Origin of the sequence: Pseudomonas fungipugnans (assembly GCF_029955235.1) — a bacterium.
GTDB lineage: Bacteria > Pseudomonadota > Gammaproteobacteria > Pseudomonadales > Pseudomonadaceae > Aquipseudomonas > Aquipseudomonas fungipugnans.
Genome location: NZ_JARBWL010000001.1, coordinates 1281163 through 1298298, shown reverse-complemented (window position 1 = coordinate 1298298; position 17136 = coordinate 1281163). Strand labels below are relative to the sequence as shown.

11 protein-coding genes are annotated in these 17136 nt (G+C 62.1%); 4 read left to right on the top strand and 7 right to left on the bottom strand.

Features of this window, described 5'->3' with window-relative positions; all coding sequences use genetic code 11:
• The first annotated feature begins 147 nt into the window (after nt 1–147).
• On the top strand, nt 148–4821 hold the full coding sequence (locus POF45_RS05165; protein ID WP_282315256.1) for a hypothetical protein: 4674 nt from the start codon (nt 148–150) through the stop codon (nt 4819–4821).
• Between the two features lie 101 nt (nt 4822–4922).
• On the opposite strand, the gene scpB is transcribed toward POF45_RS05165, so the two are convergent.
• The 3 genes from scpB to POF45_RS05150 are packed head-to-tail and all read right to left on the bottom strand — an operon-like array spanning nt 4923 to nt 8282.
• Complete coding sequence (scpB, locus tag POF45_RS05160; RefSeq protein ID WP_259494926.1) at nt 4923–5717, bottom strand: methylmalonyl-CoA decarboxylase; 795 nt, start codon at nt 5715–5717, stop codon at nt 4923–4925.
• Nucleotides 5714–6940 (bottom strand): CaiB/BaiF CoA transferase family protein, encoded by a 1227-nt coding sequence (locus POF45_RS05155; RefSeq protein WP_259494924.1) that lies wholly within the window; start codon nt 6938–6940, stop codon nt 5714–5716. The genes scpB and POF45_RS05155 overlap by 4 nt, the downstream gene beginning before the upstream one ends.
• Before the next feature lie 28 nt (nt 6941–6968).
• The gene (locus POF45_RS05150; RefSeq protein ID WP_259494923.1) at nt 6969–8282 is read right to left on the bottom strand and encodes an MFS transporter; all 1314 of its coding nucleotides are present in this window, start codon (nt 8280–8282) and stop codon (nt 6969–6971) included.
• Nucleotides 8283–8446: 164 nt separating this feature from the next.
• Here POF45_RS05150 and POF45_RS05145 point away from each other — a divergent pair, with 164 nt between their 5' ends.
• The 3 genes from POF45_RS05145 (at nt 8447) to POF45_RS05135 (ending at nt 11488) form a co-directional block, all read left to right on the top strand.
• Entirely contained in the window at nt 8447–9364 is a 918-nt protein-coding gene (locus POF45_RS05145) for a LysR substrate-binding domain-containing protein (RefSeq protein ID WP_282315255.1), read from the top strand.
• Between the two features lie 236 nt (nt 9365–9600).
• Entirely contained in the window at nt 9601–10821 is a 1221-nt protein-coding gene (locus POF45_RS05140) for a helix-turn-helix domain-containing protein (RefSeq protein WP_282315254.1), read from the top strand.
• Between the two features lie 34 nt (nt 10822–10855).
• Nucleotides 10856–11488, top strand: coding sequence for a Vgb family protein (locus POF45_RS05135; RefSeq protein WP_259494919.1), 633 nt, complete (start codon nt 10856–10858; stop codon nt 11486–11488).
• Between the two features lie 75 nt (nt 11489–11563).
• Here POF45_RS05135 and POF45_RS05130 read toward each other — a convergent pair whose 3' ends face one another.
• From POF45_RS05130 to POF45_RS05115, 4 genes are all read right to left on the bottom strand, one after another.
• Entirely contained in the window at nt 11564–12376 is an 813-nt protein-coding gene (locus POF45_RS05130) for an AraC family transcriptional regulator (protein WP_259494918.1), read from the bottom strand.
• Between the two features lie 11 nt (nt 12377–12387).
• Nucleotides 12388–13005 (bottom strand): LysE family translocator, encoded by a 618-nt coding sequence (locus POF45_RS05125; RefSeq protein WP_259494917.1) that lies wholly within the window; start codon nt 13003–13005, stop codon nt 12388–12390.
• A gap of 126 nt (nt 13006–13131) precedes the next feature.
• Complete coding sequence (locus POF45_RS05120) at nt 13132–14517, bottom strand: MFS transporter (RefSeq protein ID WP_431978590.1); 1386 nt, start codon at nt 14515–14517, stop codon at nt 13132–13134.
• A 1025-nt stretch (nt 14518–15542) separates the two neighbouring features.
• Complete coding sequence (locus tag POF45_RS05115) at nt 15543–17006, bottom strand: GDL motif peptide-associated radical SAM/SPASM maturase (protein ID WP_282315253.1); 1464 nt, start codon at nt 17004–17006, stop codon at nt 15543–15545.
• Between the last annotated feature and the right edge of the window lie 130 nt (nt 17007–17136).

Sequence of the window (17136 nt, the reverse complement as noted above, 5' to 3'; positions counted from 1 at the left end):
GGTGATCGTCAGCCTACAGGGCTCCCTGTGTAAGCTTTTTCCGATTATCGCAGCGGAATCGGCGATTACCGTGTGTTGCATCACTGTCTGTGGCGCATCGCTGCGCAATTGCATGGATCTTCCTGTTTTTGTCAGGAAAACGATGCCATGAACAACCGCTTTGCCACTTCCAACCAGGTCGCCGTGTCACGGGCCTACCTTCAGACAGTCTTTGCCGATCGCCCGCGGCTGGAGGACGTCGCCAACGGGTTGATCCAGCAATGGCTCGATGAGCGCTTTGTGCATCAGGCGTTACGCGCTTCGACGCTGGGTATTGGCCTGCGTGTCGAACTCGCGGCCGAGGGCGCGCCAACGGCCTACCGTGACGTTGTGTCGGCTGCCGACGCCTTGATCGAGCGGGTCATGCAAGGTTCTGCCGTCAATTACAACCCCGACCGGCATGTTCTGCTGCGCATGGGCGACCGGTCACCGGTCGCTCTGACCACGGCGCTGACCGTCGATGACCTGGAACAGCTGGTCAATCAGTTGGCGCCGTTTTTAATTCAGCGCTTTGAGGACCGGCTCGCCGAATACTGGAGTCAGTCGCCCTTGCAAGACCCTCTGTCGACACGCTGGCGGATCGTGTCCGAGCAATTGCGTCTTTGCCTGCGGCATGCACGGCAGAATCCACCACTGGGCACGCCTGAAGAAAAACAGATGCTCAGCAATCTGTATCCGCTCAAGTTCGACCGTGACCGGACTGCAGGCCCTGACCGGTTCCGGATTTGCCTGGTGTATGCCGCCAGCGGTGCCCGGGCAGGGGAATGGCTGACCTTGCTGGTGCTGCTGCGTCAGTGGGCGACCACCAGCCGATGTTACGTCTACAGCCCCGGTGCGAGTTTGCTGACCCTGGAGTCGCTGGATGACCTGGGGCAGCTTCTGCCCCGTCACATGAGTCGCCATCGCCCCGGTGAGAGCATTCGCTGGGTGCTGCATGAGTCCGAGGGCAATGTGTTTGATCGTCTGGCGCTGTCCCTGCTGGAAAAGCAGCTGCGCGACCTGGCGAGCATTGAGTGGTCGACCTTGCCTCCTGTCTCGTACTACAAGCAACGGGTCGTCTCGCTGACGGATGCGCCTGAATGGTTTGACGCTCCCGGCGGGCAGTACGCCAGGCTGACCGAAGACACCTTGCCGGTCTGGCTGCAAACCGCCTCGATGTTGGTGCGCAAGCGCTACAGCCAATGGTTGGATGAACTGGCCGCCATCCAGCGTGGATCGGCCGGTGCCAGTTACATGGATGGGCTGGACCCCATCCATGTCTATGCACGCAAGGCCTTGCAGGCGCAGATGAGCAAGGATTACCCCAGGGAAGTCGTGATCGACCCGGATCAATATGCCCTGGCCTTTACCCGGACACAGGGAGGCACGGTCGGCTGGACTGAAAAGTCTCAACGCACCCTGACCGACTGGGCCCTGGACAATCCCTTTGTGTCCTCCTATGCCAGTGTCGAGATCATCAATCGGGTGGAACCCGGTTACGTGCCGGACTGGTGGATCAAGATCCCTTATCTCAAGAGCCTGATCGAACGGGTTGATATCGGTAAGAATTACGTGGCGTTGCTGGAACACAAACTCATCGACGATGACGTTGAAGTCCAGCGCCGGCGCAGGCTGTTCAGTGATCAGATGCGGGTGCAACTGCCGCTGCTGGCATTGGAAAACATGATTCGCCAGCTTCACGGGTTTACCCGCGAAGGTTTCAACCTCATCGAAGCGTTTTTCAAGTCGCAGGTGGCGCAACGCCAGGTCGGCAGATACGAGATCGTTGCGCGGCCATTGGCGTTTCTGACCCATGCCGGCGGCAGGGCTCATGTGGCGCGCAATATGTTCGTGATCGGTGCCGCCGATGCGGCGAACACGCCGCATCTGCTGTACCGACCGAGTGGTGCGCCGTTCCTGCAACAGTTCCCGTCGCGCCAGGCCGTACTCGATTCCATCGCACGACTCGGCACCCCTCTGCACGATGCCGTGATGGGCAGCCTCGACGTGCGTGGCCGGGCATTGTTCGGCAATGGCGGCTTTCTCAATCCGCATGTGCAGCGATTTTTCCAGGGCGATGAATTCGACGCTGTTGCGGCGGCTTCACCCGCACTGCTCAGTGACGCGCGAGTACCGGGCGACTTTCTGGCCCATGTGTTTACGCAAAATGCCCAGGCGCTGGTGGCTCAGGCAAAACAGCAATCGCAGTCCACCGAAGCCCGGCGCTGGGTTGAGTTTCGCAATGATCTTTGGCAACTGTTCAACGCAGTGCTGCCGCTGATACGCGGTCCACTGGCGATGGCGGGTTGGCTGCTACAGACGATGCACACGACCCAGACGCTGGTTTCGTTGACGCTTGAGGGCGATGACGCGGCCGTCGCCGGCGCGACGGCGGAATTTATTGCTGCGCTTGCAGGGTTGCTGTTGCATCCGGTTGCGTCGCTGGATGAGCGCCTGCGAATCCCGCCGGCTCGCGCCGTTAACCCTGAAGCGCAAAACACCCCCGTCGTTGCGCGGCAGGTGACACCCGGCCTATTGGCGGCAGCCCCGATGAACGACTTTCTACCTCTGTATTCAGAGGGCTGGGCGAGCGCTACCAAGGATTTGTCGCCCACGATGAAAGCCGATCTGATGACGTTCAGGTGGCGGGCGCAAAACGCGCAACAATTTCAGCCCTCGCCGGTGAAACCGGAGTTCGTCGAGACTCAGGGCGTGACCAAGGGCTTGTATCGTGTGTTCAGCAGCGCCCACCGCTTTCATCTGCACGCCCATATCCTGGGTGAGCTGTACCCGGTGATTGCCGTAGAAGACGGCTATCGCATAGCGGACCTGGAGCAGCCCGCCCGCCTTGGGCCCTGGGTCAGTAGCGACAGCAACGGCCACTGGACGTTTGACTTCAAGTTGCGTTACTACGGCGGCATGCCCAGGGACAGCACGCTGCCTGACCAGAACGAATTGCAGCGTAGAAACCTTGATTTGGCACAGCAGTATGCCCGCGCACTGACTGACTTGGTGGACGTCGAAGAGAAGGTCAATACCGCGTTCACTTTTTACGAACGAATGCATGTCAGTCAGCGGGAAAAATTCACCGATCAGCATCGGCAAACCATTCGCCAGCGCTATCTGGAGCAGTTGCAAGAGCAGGCGCGGCGACAGCTTCACAAGCTCGACGTGTTAAAACGCAAAAATGCCAATCAACCCATTGTCCGCTTCGACACCGAGCTGTCCCAACAACTCGACGAGCATGTGGAAAACCTGCGAGCGCAGATGAAGGTGTTGTTTGAGTCGCGCAGCGCCGCAAAGCCTTCGCCCGCCACGAGGCAGCGCTGGGACCTGGAACTGGTCTCTGAAGAGATTTCCACCGTTTCCAGGGCCCATCGCGAGAACATCGAGAGCCTGGGTACATTGGCCAATCTGAACGGGCAACTTTTTGCCCTGAGCGCTCAGGAGCGAGCGTGCCTGGCCGAGCTGGCCGTCAGTGCCGATCATGATCCGACCTACAACGCGTTGATGGCGTCGGCAAACACCGACTGGACACCGCTGGACTGGCGGGTCAAGCAGATTCAGGCCTATCAGGGGTTGATTCTCAAAAGACGTCCGTTACCCGATGAGTACGATGATTTTATCGAGGTCAAACAGTCACTGGACCTGTTGACCCGCCAAGTGATGTCCCATAAGAACCTGCTGGTGGCCGATGCACTGAAGCTGGCTGAGCGGATCGAGTTGCTGCAGGAGGTCACCCATCAATATGCGGCCATACAGGATCGGCTCGCGCTCCTCTGCCAGGTCAATCCCGAACTGTTTGAGGCGCGGTATGGAGGGACGCTTGGGTCGCTGATCACTGATGTACAGAGCGAAGCTGAACACTCACAGGCACAGTGGCTCAAGGCGCGGCCGGCCCCGGTTGTGCGCCGCTTACCGGCTAACCAGCGCCTGATCGTCACCCGCCAAAAGCAGGTCTTGCGTGGGCGAGTGCGCGAACGTACGCCTGCTTCCGATAACGATATCGTCGATGTGGTCGAACCGATCGATCAGGAGCCCGTCGGCTCTTTCCAAAAGAGCGCCGTTGGGGACGAGTGGGATGAGGTTCCCGGTGTCAGGCCTGGTGTGCCGGCGAGCGTGTCAGATCTTGAGGCGCTTCTGGAAAATGCCCGGACCCGATTGAGCAGGGTGGACCGAGAACTCGAAAGAGAGCGCAATGGCGCCCGAAAATCCAACTCGCCCATTGGTGTCGAGGATGGACTGGCTCGAGCCGCTGAGCGCATGCGCCAGTGCGCACAAGAGATCAGGCAAGCGCTTGAGCTGCGTGAGAAGGGCGGTGGCGCCCCAATCAATGCTCAGGAAGCGAGTTCGCTGACTGACCTCGGAAACGCGGCCAAACGTTTGATCGAAGAGGGCCGCCAACTGCGCATTGCGATCATCAAGCGCAACCGACCCGAAGCGCCACGGATCGAATACCTCAAGGCACAGGGCGAGATCGAGATATTGCGGGTCGAGGGCAGGGTCAAACTGCGTCGCGATAACGACTACCTGGAGGAGTATCTGATCCGTGATGCCGAGCGCACACCGCTGGCGTACGCGCACTTTCACTATCGTACGCCGCAAGGTCCGGCTGCGGCGTTCACGGCCGGGCACCTGAAGTTGCCACAGGAGCTTTATCTGAATTTTGTTCCGGTTGGAGGACAAAGTGAGCAGGCAATGCGCAGGGCCTATCGCAGTGAGATCGGCTCGCGTCTGGCCGAATCGCTGTTCTTCGGGGTGACCCAATCCGTTCCACGAAGAGGCCGACAAGATTACTGGTGAGGAGACAGGGGGCACCGCACCTGTTTTGGCTGCCTGAGAATGTGGCGAGGGAGCAAGCTCCCTCGCCTGGGACGTTTGCAGCTAAACAGGTGTCGTGACGACTATCGCCCCTCAAACACCGCTACCCTGCGCTCGGCAAAGGCTGCCAGTCCCTCGCCAAAATCGCTGCTCTGGCACGCCTGGCGCCGCAGTTCGGCAATCTGCTCCATCGCTTGCACCGGCACCGGCTGCATGTCTTCCAGAATCCGCAACTGCTCCTTGACCGCCGCCACCGCCAGCGGCGCTTTGGCGGCGATGCCCCGGGCCATCTCCAGTGCGGTGTCTTCCAGGGTGTCGGTGTCGACCAGTCGGTTGATCACCCCGAACCGCTCGGCCCGTTGCGCATCGAGTTTTTGCGCGGTGAAGAACATCTCCTTGAGCACATGAATCGGCACGTTATTGAAGAACCGCAGCAAGCCGCTGGTGGTGTAGGGCAGGCCGATGTTCACCGGGGTCATGGCAAAACTGGCGCTGTGATCGGCGATGACCAAGTCACAACTCATCGCCAGGTCCACCGCGCCGCCCCAGGCCGAACCGGAAATCAGGGCGATGACCACGCCGGGATAGGCGCGGATGCGGCGCAGTACTTGCTCCAGCGGTTTGCCATAGGCAATCGGGTCGCGGTCGTGTTGCAGCTCGCGAATATCGTGGCCGGCGCTCCACACCGGCTGTCCGACCTGCGTGCCGAGTATCACCACCGGCACGCGTTGTGCGGCCAGCGCGACCAGGCTTTCATCGAGGTCTGCCAGCAATTGGGCGCTGAGCGCGTTGCGGTGGCTGGGGTTGCTGAAGACCAGTCGGGCAATGCGCTCATCGGCGAAGTGGACGGTCACGGTGGCGCTGGAGGTCGGGTTCATGGGGCGGTTCCTGTGGCAGGTACAGTAGAGGCGTCGGTGTCTTGAAACACCACGTTGGCGGCGAGCAGCGCACTGATCGAGGCCGCGTCGAAACCCGCCTCGCGCAGCACTTCGATGGTGTGTTCACCCAGCAGCGGTGGTGGCCGGCTGACGGCGCCAGCGCCAGCGCTGAACACTGGCGTCACCACCTGACGCAAGGCGCCGAGGGTTGGATGTTCAAGTGTTTCGGTCAACTGGCTGTGCAGTACCTGCGGGTCGTCGAACACTTCATCCAGCGTATTGATCGGGCCGGCGGGCAAACCGGCTTCGATGAACAGTTCGGTCCACGCACGTTTGCTGCGAGTTTTCAGACGGCTTTCGAGGATCGTCTTCAGCTCTTCACGACGTTCGACCCGTGCCTCGTTAGTGGAAAATCGTGGATCATCCGGCAACGCCGGCAAGTCCAGCAGTACGCACAAGCGCCCCCACATCGCCGAAGTGATCGGCGCCAGGTTCAGCGGCCCGTCCAGGGTCTGAAACACGCCGTACGGCGCAATCACCGAATGAGCATTGCCGGTACGGCGGGGCACATCGCCGAGGCTGAGATAACGTTGCCCGTGCACGCTCAACAGCCCCACCAGACTGGCCAGCAACGAGGTGCTGACGTGCTGGCCGCGCCCGGTGGTCGAGCGCTCCAGCAGTGCGGCGAGCACAGCGGTCACCAGCCACATGCCCGAGGTCAGGTCGCCGATGGCGGTGCCGGTGCGGGTCGGGTCGCCATCGACGAAACCGGTCAGGCTCATCAGTCCCGAATAGCCCTGGGCGATCTGGTCAAAGCCCGGCCAACGGCTCATCGGGCCGTCGGCGCCGAAAGCATTGATGCTGCCCAGAATCAGCCGTGGATTGCGCGCGCTGAGCACGTCATAACCCAGGCCCATGCTCTCCAGCGTGCCGGGTTTGAAGTTTTCGATCACCACATCGGCGTCATCGATCAGGCGCTGGACGGTGGCGAGCCCTTGCGGTTTACGAAAATCCAGGCACAGCCCGCGCTTGTTGCGGTTGCACGACAGGTAGTAGGTGCTCACGCCCCGGTCGAACGGGCCCCAGGTGCGGCTCATGTCGCCGCTCGGGCCGGGCTCGATCTTGATCACGTCGGCGCCCAGGTCCGCCAGCACCATGGTGCAGAACGGCCCCGACAGGGCGCGACTCAGGTCGACGATCTTTATACCTTGCAGCGCTTGCATGGAGTTCTCCAATCAATGAACAGAGGCGTTATTGCGGCAGCGGTTGATTGCGGGTTTCGACGGCAAACGGCAGGATCAGCAGACCGGCCACAAATGCTGCAGCCGTCCAGGCGATGGGCATCCCCAGTGAGCCGTGCCAGTGAATCGCGGCGGCCAGCAGGAAGTTGACCCCGGCGCCGATGAAGCGGCCCATCGAGGCATTGAAGGCGAATGCGGTGGCGCGGATGCGCGTCGGGTATTGCTCGGGCAGCCACAGCGAGAAGATCGCGAAGTTGCCGCCGAAAAAGCCTAGGAACACCAGTGACACCATGAACAGGTGCAGGCCATCGTCGCGGTAGAACACCCAGCCGAATGCGAAAATGATCGAGGCGGCCATGCCGGCGAAGTAGATACCCAATGCCTGGCGCCGCCCGACCCGTTCCGCCAGCCAAGGCGCAACCAGGCAGCCGAGGATGGTGCTCAGGGACAGAATGGCTGCGCCGATTGAGGCCAGGTGCACGGCGCCGACGTGGTCGATACCGGCGCGGGTGGCCAGTGTGACCACGGCGGTGGCTTCGTACACCGAGCCGGCCCAAAGGCCGACAATGGCCACTCCGACCAACAGCGAACTGGTCAGCGTGCGCCGGCGAAAGGCCGGGGCGAAGATTTCCCGCCATGAGGCGCAGGTCTTTGGCTGTTCGACGTGGCGCGGCACCTGGTGGGTGCGCGCTGGTTCCTTGACCTTCAACGCGGTGTAGATCGCCACGAAGGCCGGGAACAGCCCGCAGAGAAACATCACTCGCCAGCCGTACGTCGCGCCGACGGTGTAGTTCAGCAGCGCGGCAATGAAGAAGCCGAAGTAGTAGCCGGTTTGCAGGTAACCGGCGCCCATCTTGCGCCGGTCTTCCGGCCAGCTTTCGGCGACGTAGGTGCCGGCCAGCGCCCATTCGCCGCCGACACCGATCCCGGCAATCAGGCGAAACGCCGCCAGTTGCCAGATGCTCTCGGAGAACGCCGCCGCGCCGGTAAACAGTGAATACACCAGAATGCTCGCGGCAAGCATCTTGACCCGGCCAAAACGGTCAGCCAGCGGCCCCCATATAAAGGACAAGCCCCAGCCGACCAGAAACAGCCCGAACAGCAGTGATCCGTACATGGCGATGTTGGCAGGCGTGGCTTCAATGCCGGAGTTGGGCAGCAATTCGGTCAGGGCCGGAATCAGTACCAGGGCGAAGATCACCGAGTCCACGCCATCGAGTACCCAGCCGAGGTAGACCGTCCAGAAGCCGCGAATCTGCTCGCGGGTCAGGGGTGTTTTGAGCGGTTTTACGGGTGCTGCCGTTGCGGTCAAGACTCTGGACATGACGATCTCCCGATGGCCTTTTTCAGGCCTATGGAAGCGCTGAGTGGCTGTGGCGGCCGCGAGCGCTTCGTTTGTTGTGAGACGAGTCTAGGCGCCGTATCTCATAAGTCTCAAATATGATATTCCTCTGATCCCATCGTAAATTTGTATGCTTGGAGATGTGCATGGACCTGCGCCAGTTGCGCTATTTCATCAAGGTGGTCGAGTGCGGCAACATCACTCGCGCCAGCGAAGCGCTGCACATTGCCCAACCGGCGATCAGTCAGCAGATGCGCAATCTGGAGCGCGACATGGACATGCAACTGCTCGAACGCAGCGTGCAGGGCGTGGTGCCGACAGCGGCAGGGCGCACGTTGTACCGGCACGCCGTCGAATTGCTGCGTCAAGCCGACGGCACCCGCGAACTGCTGCGCCAGGACGCCGAATTCCCGCAGGGCAAAGTCTCGGTGGGCATGCCGTCGAGTACTGCGCGGATGCTGGCGATCCCGTTGGCGCGCACGATCAAAAGCCGCTACCCGGGGATCAAGCTGGAATTGATCGACGCGCCCAGCGCCGACCTGACGGGCTTGATCGCAGTCGGGCGGGTGGCATTGGCGGTAAATGTCGACGTGATCGAAACCCGTGGCCTGGTTTCGCAGCGCCTGCTCACCGAAACCCTGTACCTGGTGGCGTGGCCGCAGTTTGAGTTGCCCGACGGGCCGTTGTCGATCGAGGCCCTGGCGCAGATGCCACTGGTGCTGCCCTGCGCGCCGAACACCATTCGCAGCCGGGTCGACGCCGCCTTGCAGGAGGCCGGGTTGCAATGCCAGATGCAGTTCGAAGCCAACTCCACCGACCTGCTGTTCTCCGCCGTCCATGCCCGGCTTGGCGTCACCGTACTGCCTTGGGCGGCGGCCCATGTCGAACTGGAACAGCACCGGTTGAAACTGGCCCGCATCGACCATCGCCTGTTCACCCGCGATCTGTCCCTGTGCTGGCCGGACACGGTGGTCCAGAGCAACGCGGTGCAGAAGGTCAAGGCCACCATCATCGAATTGTTCGCCGGGTTCGAGCGCCAGCCGGGATGGGCGGACGGGCAGTGAGCGCTGTTAATGCTGACGGCCTCATCGCGGGCAAGCCCACTTCCACACTGGATCAATGTCGGTCACAAAATTTGTAGGCGCCTCAATCCTGTGGGAGCGAGCTTGCTCGCGATGAGTCCATCAGCATCACAGAAAATTGCGGATCAACCTCAGCGCTCCCTTTCTGGAAAGCAACTCTCGGATAGACTCAACCCCATGCTTCCCACCCCGGGACCCACCCGCATGACGCCGCCCTCATGGACTCGATAATCACCGCCGCCGCTCGCGCACTGGCCGTCGGCGACCCCTTGGCCGCACTGGACCGGATTGCCCTGCGTGACGACGCCCCGGCATTGGCGCTGCGTGGTATTGCCATGGCGCAGCTCGGTGAGCTGGATCGGGCCAGGACCCTGATGAAGCGCGCCGGCCGGGCGTTTGGCCCGAAAGAGACACTGGCCCGGGCGCGATGCGTGGTCGCCGAAGCCGAAATCGCCCTGGCCGCTCGGGATCTTGGCTGGCCGGTGAAAGCGCTGGAGGGCGCACGCGTGACGCTGGAGGCCCATGGTGACCGGGTCAATGCCGCCCATGCGCGGTATCTGGCGATCCGCCGCTTGCTGCTGGTCGGACGCCTCGACGAAGCCGAAGGCCTGCTCGTCGCGCTCGATCCCGCGCCATTCCCGCCAGCATTGCGGGCCGCTCATGAACTGGTGCTGGCCGGCATCGCCATGCGTCGCCTGCAAGCGCACACGGCTCGGGCGGCGCTGATTCGGGCCGAACGCGCCGCCCACAGCGCCGGTATTGCGGCACTCTCGGCGGAAGTCGGCAGCGCGGCGCTGCTGCTCGACACACCCGTGGCCCGGCTGATTGCCGGTGGCGAGCAACGGCTGGTATTACTGGCTGAAGTGCAGGCGCTGTTCGAATCAGCAGTGCTGGTAATAGACGCCTGCCGATACGAGGTGCGCGGCGCCGGCCTGTCGATTTCCCTCGCCACGCGTGCGGTGCTGTTCACTCTGCTGCGGATTCTGGCTGAAGCCTGGCCGGCGGACGTGTCGAGGGAAATACTGATCGCCCGGGCCTTCCGCCAGAAACTGGGCGACGAGTCCCATCGTGCCCGTTTGCGGGTCGAACTCGGCCGGCTGCGGGCGCAACTCGGTCCGTTGGCGCAGGTGGTCGCGACCCCGCGTGGCTACGCGCTGGTGCCAAAAATTGGCACCGACGTTGTAGTGCTGGCGTGGCCCGTCGAGGAGAAGCATGCGCCGCTGTTTGCCTTGCTCGCCGACGGTGAATCGTGGTCCAGCTCCGGGCTGGCATTGGCCCTCGGCACTGGCCAGCGTACGGTACAGCGGGCACTCGACAGCCTGGCCGCCGAAGGCAAGGTGCAGTGGCTGGGCCGTGGGCGCAACCGGCGCTGGCTGACCCCACCGATGCCGGGTTTCGCGACGACTTTGTTACTCACGGCACCGTTGCCCAGTGACTAGGATCACTTCACCACCCGTGAAGAGGCAGCTCACCATGAAAACTTCAAACGCTGAAATACTCCGTGAATACGGTCCCTTTGAAGGCGTCGACGCCGTGCACGGCGTCAGCTGGGACGGCCGGCAGGTGTGGTTCGCGTCCGGCAAAAAGCTCAACACGCTAGACCCGGCAAGCGGCCAGACCCTGCGCTCGCTGGATGTCGTCGCCGATGCCGGCACGGCGTTCGACGGCAAGCACCTGTACCAGATCACGGCCGATTGCATCCAGAAAATCGACCCGCAAACCGGCCACATTCTCAACACCATCCCGGCCCCCGGCGACAGCAGCTCCGGGCTGACATGGGCTGAAGGTGCGCTTTGGGTCGGCGGCTACCGCGACCGGCGGATTCACCAGCTCGACCCCGACACCGGCGCGATTCTGCGCACCCTGGAATCCAATCGCTTTGTCACTGGCGTGACCTGGGTCGAAGGCGAGCTGTGGCATGGCACCTGGGAAGGGGATGAGAGCGAACTGCGGCGCGTGGATGCGCGCAGCGGCGAGGTGCTGGAAGCGATCAAGATGCCCGAAGGCGTTGGTGTCTCAGGGCTGGAATTCGACGGTGCCGACCGGTTCTTCTGCGGCGGTGGCGGCAGCGGCAAGATCCGCGCGGTGCGCCGCCCTCGTCAGTGAACTCACCACCGATCAAACTGTGGGACCAAGCCTGCTCCCACAGTTTGATCTGCGGTGGACCATAGAGGTCATCCCTCACTCACCCAGCGACAAACACCACCGAGAAGGTGAAATACCAAAGGCCTTCTTGAAGTGGCGGGTCATATGACTCTGATCGAAAAAACCCGCCTCCACCGAAGCATCCACCAGCGTGCGCCCCGCAAACACTGCCGCCTTGACGCGATCCAGCCGGCGCATGGTCATGTAGCGATGGGGGCTGGTGCCGAAATAGGCGCGGAAGTCCTTGGACAGGCTCCATCGATCGCGACCGGCGCATTTTGCCAGGTCATCCAGGGTGATCGCCTGCTCGATACAGTCATCGATGTATTCGCGTGCAAGGGCTGCTGCCGCGTAGTCATGAGTCGTTCCATGCGCCTGGTTGTATCCGCAGACTGCTTGCAGTGTGGTCACGAGGCCGTAAAGGCTGTCGTCTTCCTCCAACGGGTCCAGCTCGTCTTCCATCGAGTTCAGCAGCGCTGCAGTGGCTGCCGAAAGACGCGGGTCGTGGGAAACGCCGTCCTTGAAAAACGGCAGCGGCTTGCCGTGGAGAACCTGCTGCACCAGTGCCGGACTGATATAGAGCATCTGGTAGCGGAACCCCGAAGCACTCCCGGCATGCCCGTCATGTTCCACGTCCGGGTGCAGGATCATGGTTTCCCCGGGAAGGCTGTTTTTACTGACGCCCCGGTAGCGAAATCGCTGGACCCCGGAAAGGGTTCTGCCAATCGCATAGGTGTCGTGCTTGTGCGCATCAAACGCATGGCCACTGAAAAAAGCCTCCAGACGCTCGACCTTCAGCGATTGCGCAGAGCGTTTGACCCAGTCGTGGGGCGAGGGGAGATCTGACATGGGGCCCACCTCTAGCTTTTGTGAAGATGGATGAAGAAGTCATAAAACATGAAGCCTGCACACACGAACAATACCAGCCCCATCAGGCGATTGAACCGGTCAAGGTGGGCGCTGTGTGTCATCCGTCGTCCCAGCACCGCACCGAGAAACGAATAGAAGCTGGGCGCCCCGGCGCTGCCGATGGCGATGAGCGCCGATACCGCGACAATCGCGCCGCCTGTGACGTGCGCGGCGGGGAACATCACCGTTGTGACCGGTAGCACGACCATCATGCCTTTGGGGTTGAGGGCCTGAATCAGAAAGCCGTTGCTGAACGTCAGTTGCTGTTGTTCAGACTCGACTGGCTGACCCTGGCTGTCCGCAAGATCGACCCGGGCGTTATAGACCTTGTAGCCGAGGTAGGCGGTATAGAGCCCGCCCACCAGCGCCAGGTACGGCACTACCGATCTGGAAATCAGCGCTTCGCCGGTGAAGCCGAAGACAATGAACATGACAAACATCGCGCAGCCAACGCCAAGGAAAAACCCTACGGTGCGGCGGAACTGGCCGGTCAGACCCGCGTTCAGGCCCATCACGTTCACCGGTCCCGGGCTGTACATCACGCTGAATGCATAGAGAAAAATTTCCATCGGTTCACCTCGTCAGAGCAAGAAAGGCCACGTGTTCCAACGGTAACGCGTGGCCTTTCGACGAGGCTTGTACGTTTGTGGGTGAGCGTTTTTAAACCGGATGGCCAGGTGCTATGAACGGCGTCGTCACACCACGGTATTGCGCGTCACCAGCCGCAACCCGCTCGCCACGCTGCCCACCGCCGCAAACCCGGCTCCGATGCTCAACGCCAACACCGGGCCATGACGGCCGGCAATGCCGAAGCTCAACGCCACCAGCGCCGCCCCGGTCGCCTGACCGATCAACCGCGCCATGGCAATGGTGCCGCTGGCGCCGCTGGAGCGTGAACGGGGGGCGCTGGTCATCAGGGCTTTCTGGTTGGGTGCCTGGAAAAAACCGAAGCCGATGCCGCAGATGATCATGCGGATCACGATGTCCAGTGCACCGGGATCGCCGGGCAGCAGTGCCAGCGAGACCATGCCCGCGCTCAGTACCGCCAGGCCGATCCCACCCAGCAGGCCCGGTGCATAGGTGTCGGACAGGCGCCCGGCGACCGGCGCGATGGCGGCGACCACCACCGACCACGGGGTCATCAGGAAGCCGGTCTGGATCGGATCGCGCCCCAGTGTCGTTTCGAAGAAAAATGGCAGCGAGACAAACGCCAACCCTTGAGCGGTGAACGAACAAAATGCCGTCAGCGCCGACAGGGCAAACAACGGCCGCTTGAGCAGATCGAGGGGAAACATCGGCGACGGATGCCCGGCCTCACGGCGCACCATCACGGTGCCTGCAATCACAAATACCGCCAGGGCAATCAACACGCTGGTCATCGAACCCAGCTGCGCCGCCTGACCCAAGCCAAAGATCAACGCACTGAACGTGATGACATTGAGCAGTGCGGTCATTCGTTCGAATTTGATGGCTTGCGGCTTGCCGACCGGCAGCGAGCTCCAGGCGAAGAACAGCGCAAACAGGCCGAGCGGCAAGTTGATCGCAAACAGCCACGGCCAGTTGGCCACCGACAACACCAGCGAGGCAATGGTCGGGCCGGCGGCGAAACACGTGCCGACCACCAACGCATTCATACCCAGGCCGCGACCCAGGCGTTCGGGCGGGAAGATCAGGCTGATCAGCGCCGCGTTGACACTCATGATCATGCTCGCCCCGACGCCTTGGAGCACACGGGCGACCGTCAGCGTCGGCAGCGACCAGGCCAGCGCGCACAGTGCCGACGACACCACAAACAAAATGATGCCGCCGAGAAACACCTTGCGATGCCCGACGATATTGCCCAGCGAGGCAAACGGCAGCAACGTCGCCACAGCCGCCAATTGATAGGCGTTGATGATCCACACTGACGCGGCGGGAGAGGCGTGCAGGTCGGCGGCAATGGTCGGCAATGCAGTGTTGGCGATGGCGGTGTCGAGTACCGCCAGGGCGATGGACACCAGAATCGCCAGCAGGCCACGCAATTCACGGGGTGTGAGTTTATTGGCGGCGGGCAGGGAGGGCAGGACGGCTGGCTGAGTCATTGAGCGACTGTGCTCCGCTGAGGGCTGGGCAGGGATTCGCGCATTAATACACAGGAGGATGGCGGCGGGCCAGTTAAGGATTCGTCAGTTAAGCCGCAAAAACTGTGGGAGCCGGGCTTGCCCGCGATGGCGGTGGGTCATTCAGCAGGGATGGTGACTGACACGGCCCCATCGCGGGCAAGCCCGCTCCCACACTGGATCGCTGCCGAGTGCCAATTTTTGTATTCACTGAAGATCGCCGGGCTTGCCCGCGATGGCGGTGTGTCATTAGCAGTGATGGTGGCTGACATGGCCCCATCGCGGGCAAGCCCGCTCCCACAGTGGATCGCTGTCGAACACCAATGTTGTGTTCACTGAAAATCCCCTGTGGGAGCCGGGCTTGCCCGCGATAGCGGTGGATCATCAGCAAGGATGGTGACTGACACGGCCCCATCGCGGGCAAGCCCGCTCCCACAGTGGATCGCTGTCGAACACCAATGTTGTGTTCACTGAAAATCCCCTGTGGGAGCCGGGCTTGCCCGCGATAGCGGTGGATCATCAGCAAGGATGGTGACTGACACGGCCCCATCGCGGGCAAGCCCGACTCCCACACGGGATCTGTGTGGATCGCTAATTTTATGTTCACTGAAGATCAACTGTGGGAGCCGGGCTTGCCCGCGATAGCGGTGGGTCATTTGGCAATGGTGGTGCCTGACACGGCCCCATCGCGGGCAAGCCCGCTCCCACAGTGGATCGCGGTCGAACATCGATTTTATGTTCACTGAAGATCAACTGTGGGAGCCGGGCTTGCCCGCGATAGCGGTGTGTCATTGGCAGTGATGGTGACTGACACGGCCCCATCGCGGGCAAGCCCGCTCCCACAGTGGATCGCGGTAGAACACCGATTTTGTGTTCACTGAAGATCAACTGTGGGAGCCGGGCTTGCCCGCGATAGCGGTGGGTCATTCAACCGGGATGTCGGCTGACACGGCCCCATCGCGAGCAAGCCCGCTCCCACAGGGTTATATGCAGTCCACAGATGTCGGCTACATCAACCTGTTCTGTGGCAACCCCAACAACCCCGTCAGCGTGTTCATGATTGCCTGCTGCCTGGCACGATCGGCCTGATGCCCGGCTTCGGCGCTGGCGATATCGGCAGCGCAGTGCGGGCAGGTCACTTCGTGGGCGTGGATGTACTGCAAGCAGGCCCGACACAGCGCCAGCACCGGTGGGATACGGCCTTCGTCCGGCGTTTTCTGACCCTGATTCGCCCAGGCCAGCTTGATCACCTGACCGCTGTCGCTGACGCTGTGGACCGTCTCGCCGGTGTCGATGCGTTCGGTAATCAGGTCGAAACGTCCCACCGCGAACGACGCCTTCGCCGCGTCTTCGAGCTTGACGATGCGCTCGCGCAGCCCGCGTTTTTGCAGATCCAAAGCGCGGTAATGGCAATACGGATTGTTGCCCGGTTTGCCCAGCAACGAGTGCGACGTCCAGGTGCAGCCGCCACGGCAGACATCGTTGTAATAGCAGCCGCGACAATAGCCCCACAGATCATCGACCGAGCGCAGGCGGCCAAAGTGGATGCCTTCGCTGTAATGCCAGATGTCGTGCAGGCTCATGTTGCGCACATTGCCGCCGGAAAACCCGACGGTGGCCAGGGAAGGGCAGCCCTTTACCGTGCCGTCGGCTTCCAGTGCGAGTACCGTTTGACCTGCCGCGCAGCCGCTCCAGTGCACGCGCTCGTCGCCGAAACCGCGCCACATGTGTTCATACGGACCGTAGTAACCGATGTTGTTGCCCACGTTCATCAGCAGGCCACGATCAACCCCTTCGCGGTACAGACGCGCCAGCAGTGGCATGACTTCCAGCAATTGGTAAGGCTGCAGCAGCAGCTCCGGGTGATCGACCGCATTGCCCATCGCCACCGTGAGCTGGATCTGCCAGTGGGTGGCGCCAAGGCCGATGATCAGGTCCATCAGTTCCGGCAAATCGGGCAATGTGGCGGCGCCGATCTGGGTGTTGACGCTTACCGCGAGCCCCGATGCCTTGGCGCGGCGCAGGGTGTCCACGGCCTTGTCGAACGAGCCCGGCACATTGCGCACCGCATCGTGCAGCGGTGCCAGGCCATCGAGGGAAACACCGACGCCATTTAGCCCGGCATCCACTGCCGCCTGCATTTTTGCCGGCGTCAGGTTGCGGCCACCGGTCTGGATGGCGCAGTACATGCCATGGTCATGAATGGCCTTGATCAGTTGGGTCCAGTCCTTGCGCAAATAGGCCTCGCCACCGATCAGGGTGATCTCGCGGGTGCCGAGCGCGGCCAGTGCATCGATGACGTCCAGGCATTCACGGGTGTTCAGTTCATCGGGGCGTCGGTGGCCGGCGCGTGAGCCGCAATGCAGGCATTTGAGGTCGCAGGCCAGGGTGATTTCCCAGACCACATGCACCGGCACGTAGCGTTTGAGGTCGGTGTCGGTCAGGTAGCGAGCGGGGCGATTGTCTGACATGGGGGAGATCCTTGCGCACAGCCATGTGCGCGGCACGAATCCATGGGAGTGTTCACCTCTTTGAGGTCAGCACACCTCTGATGTGGGAGCGAGCTAGCGCGCGAAGGGGTCGGTGCATTCAACATTGATG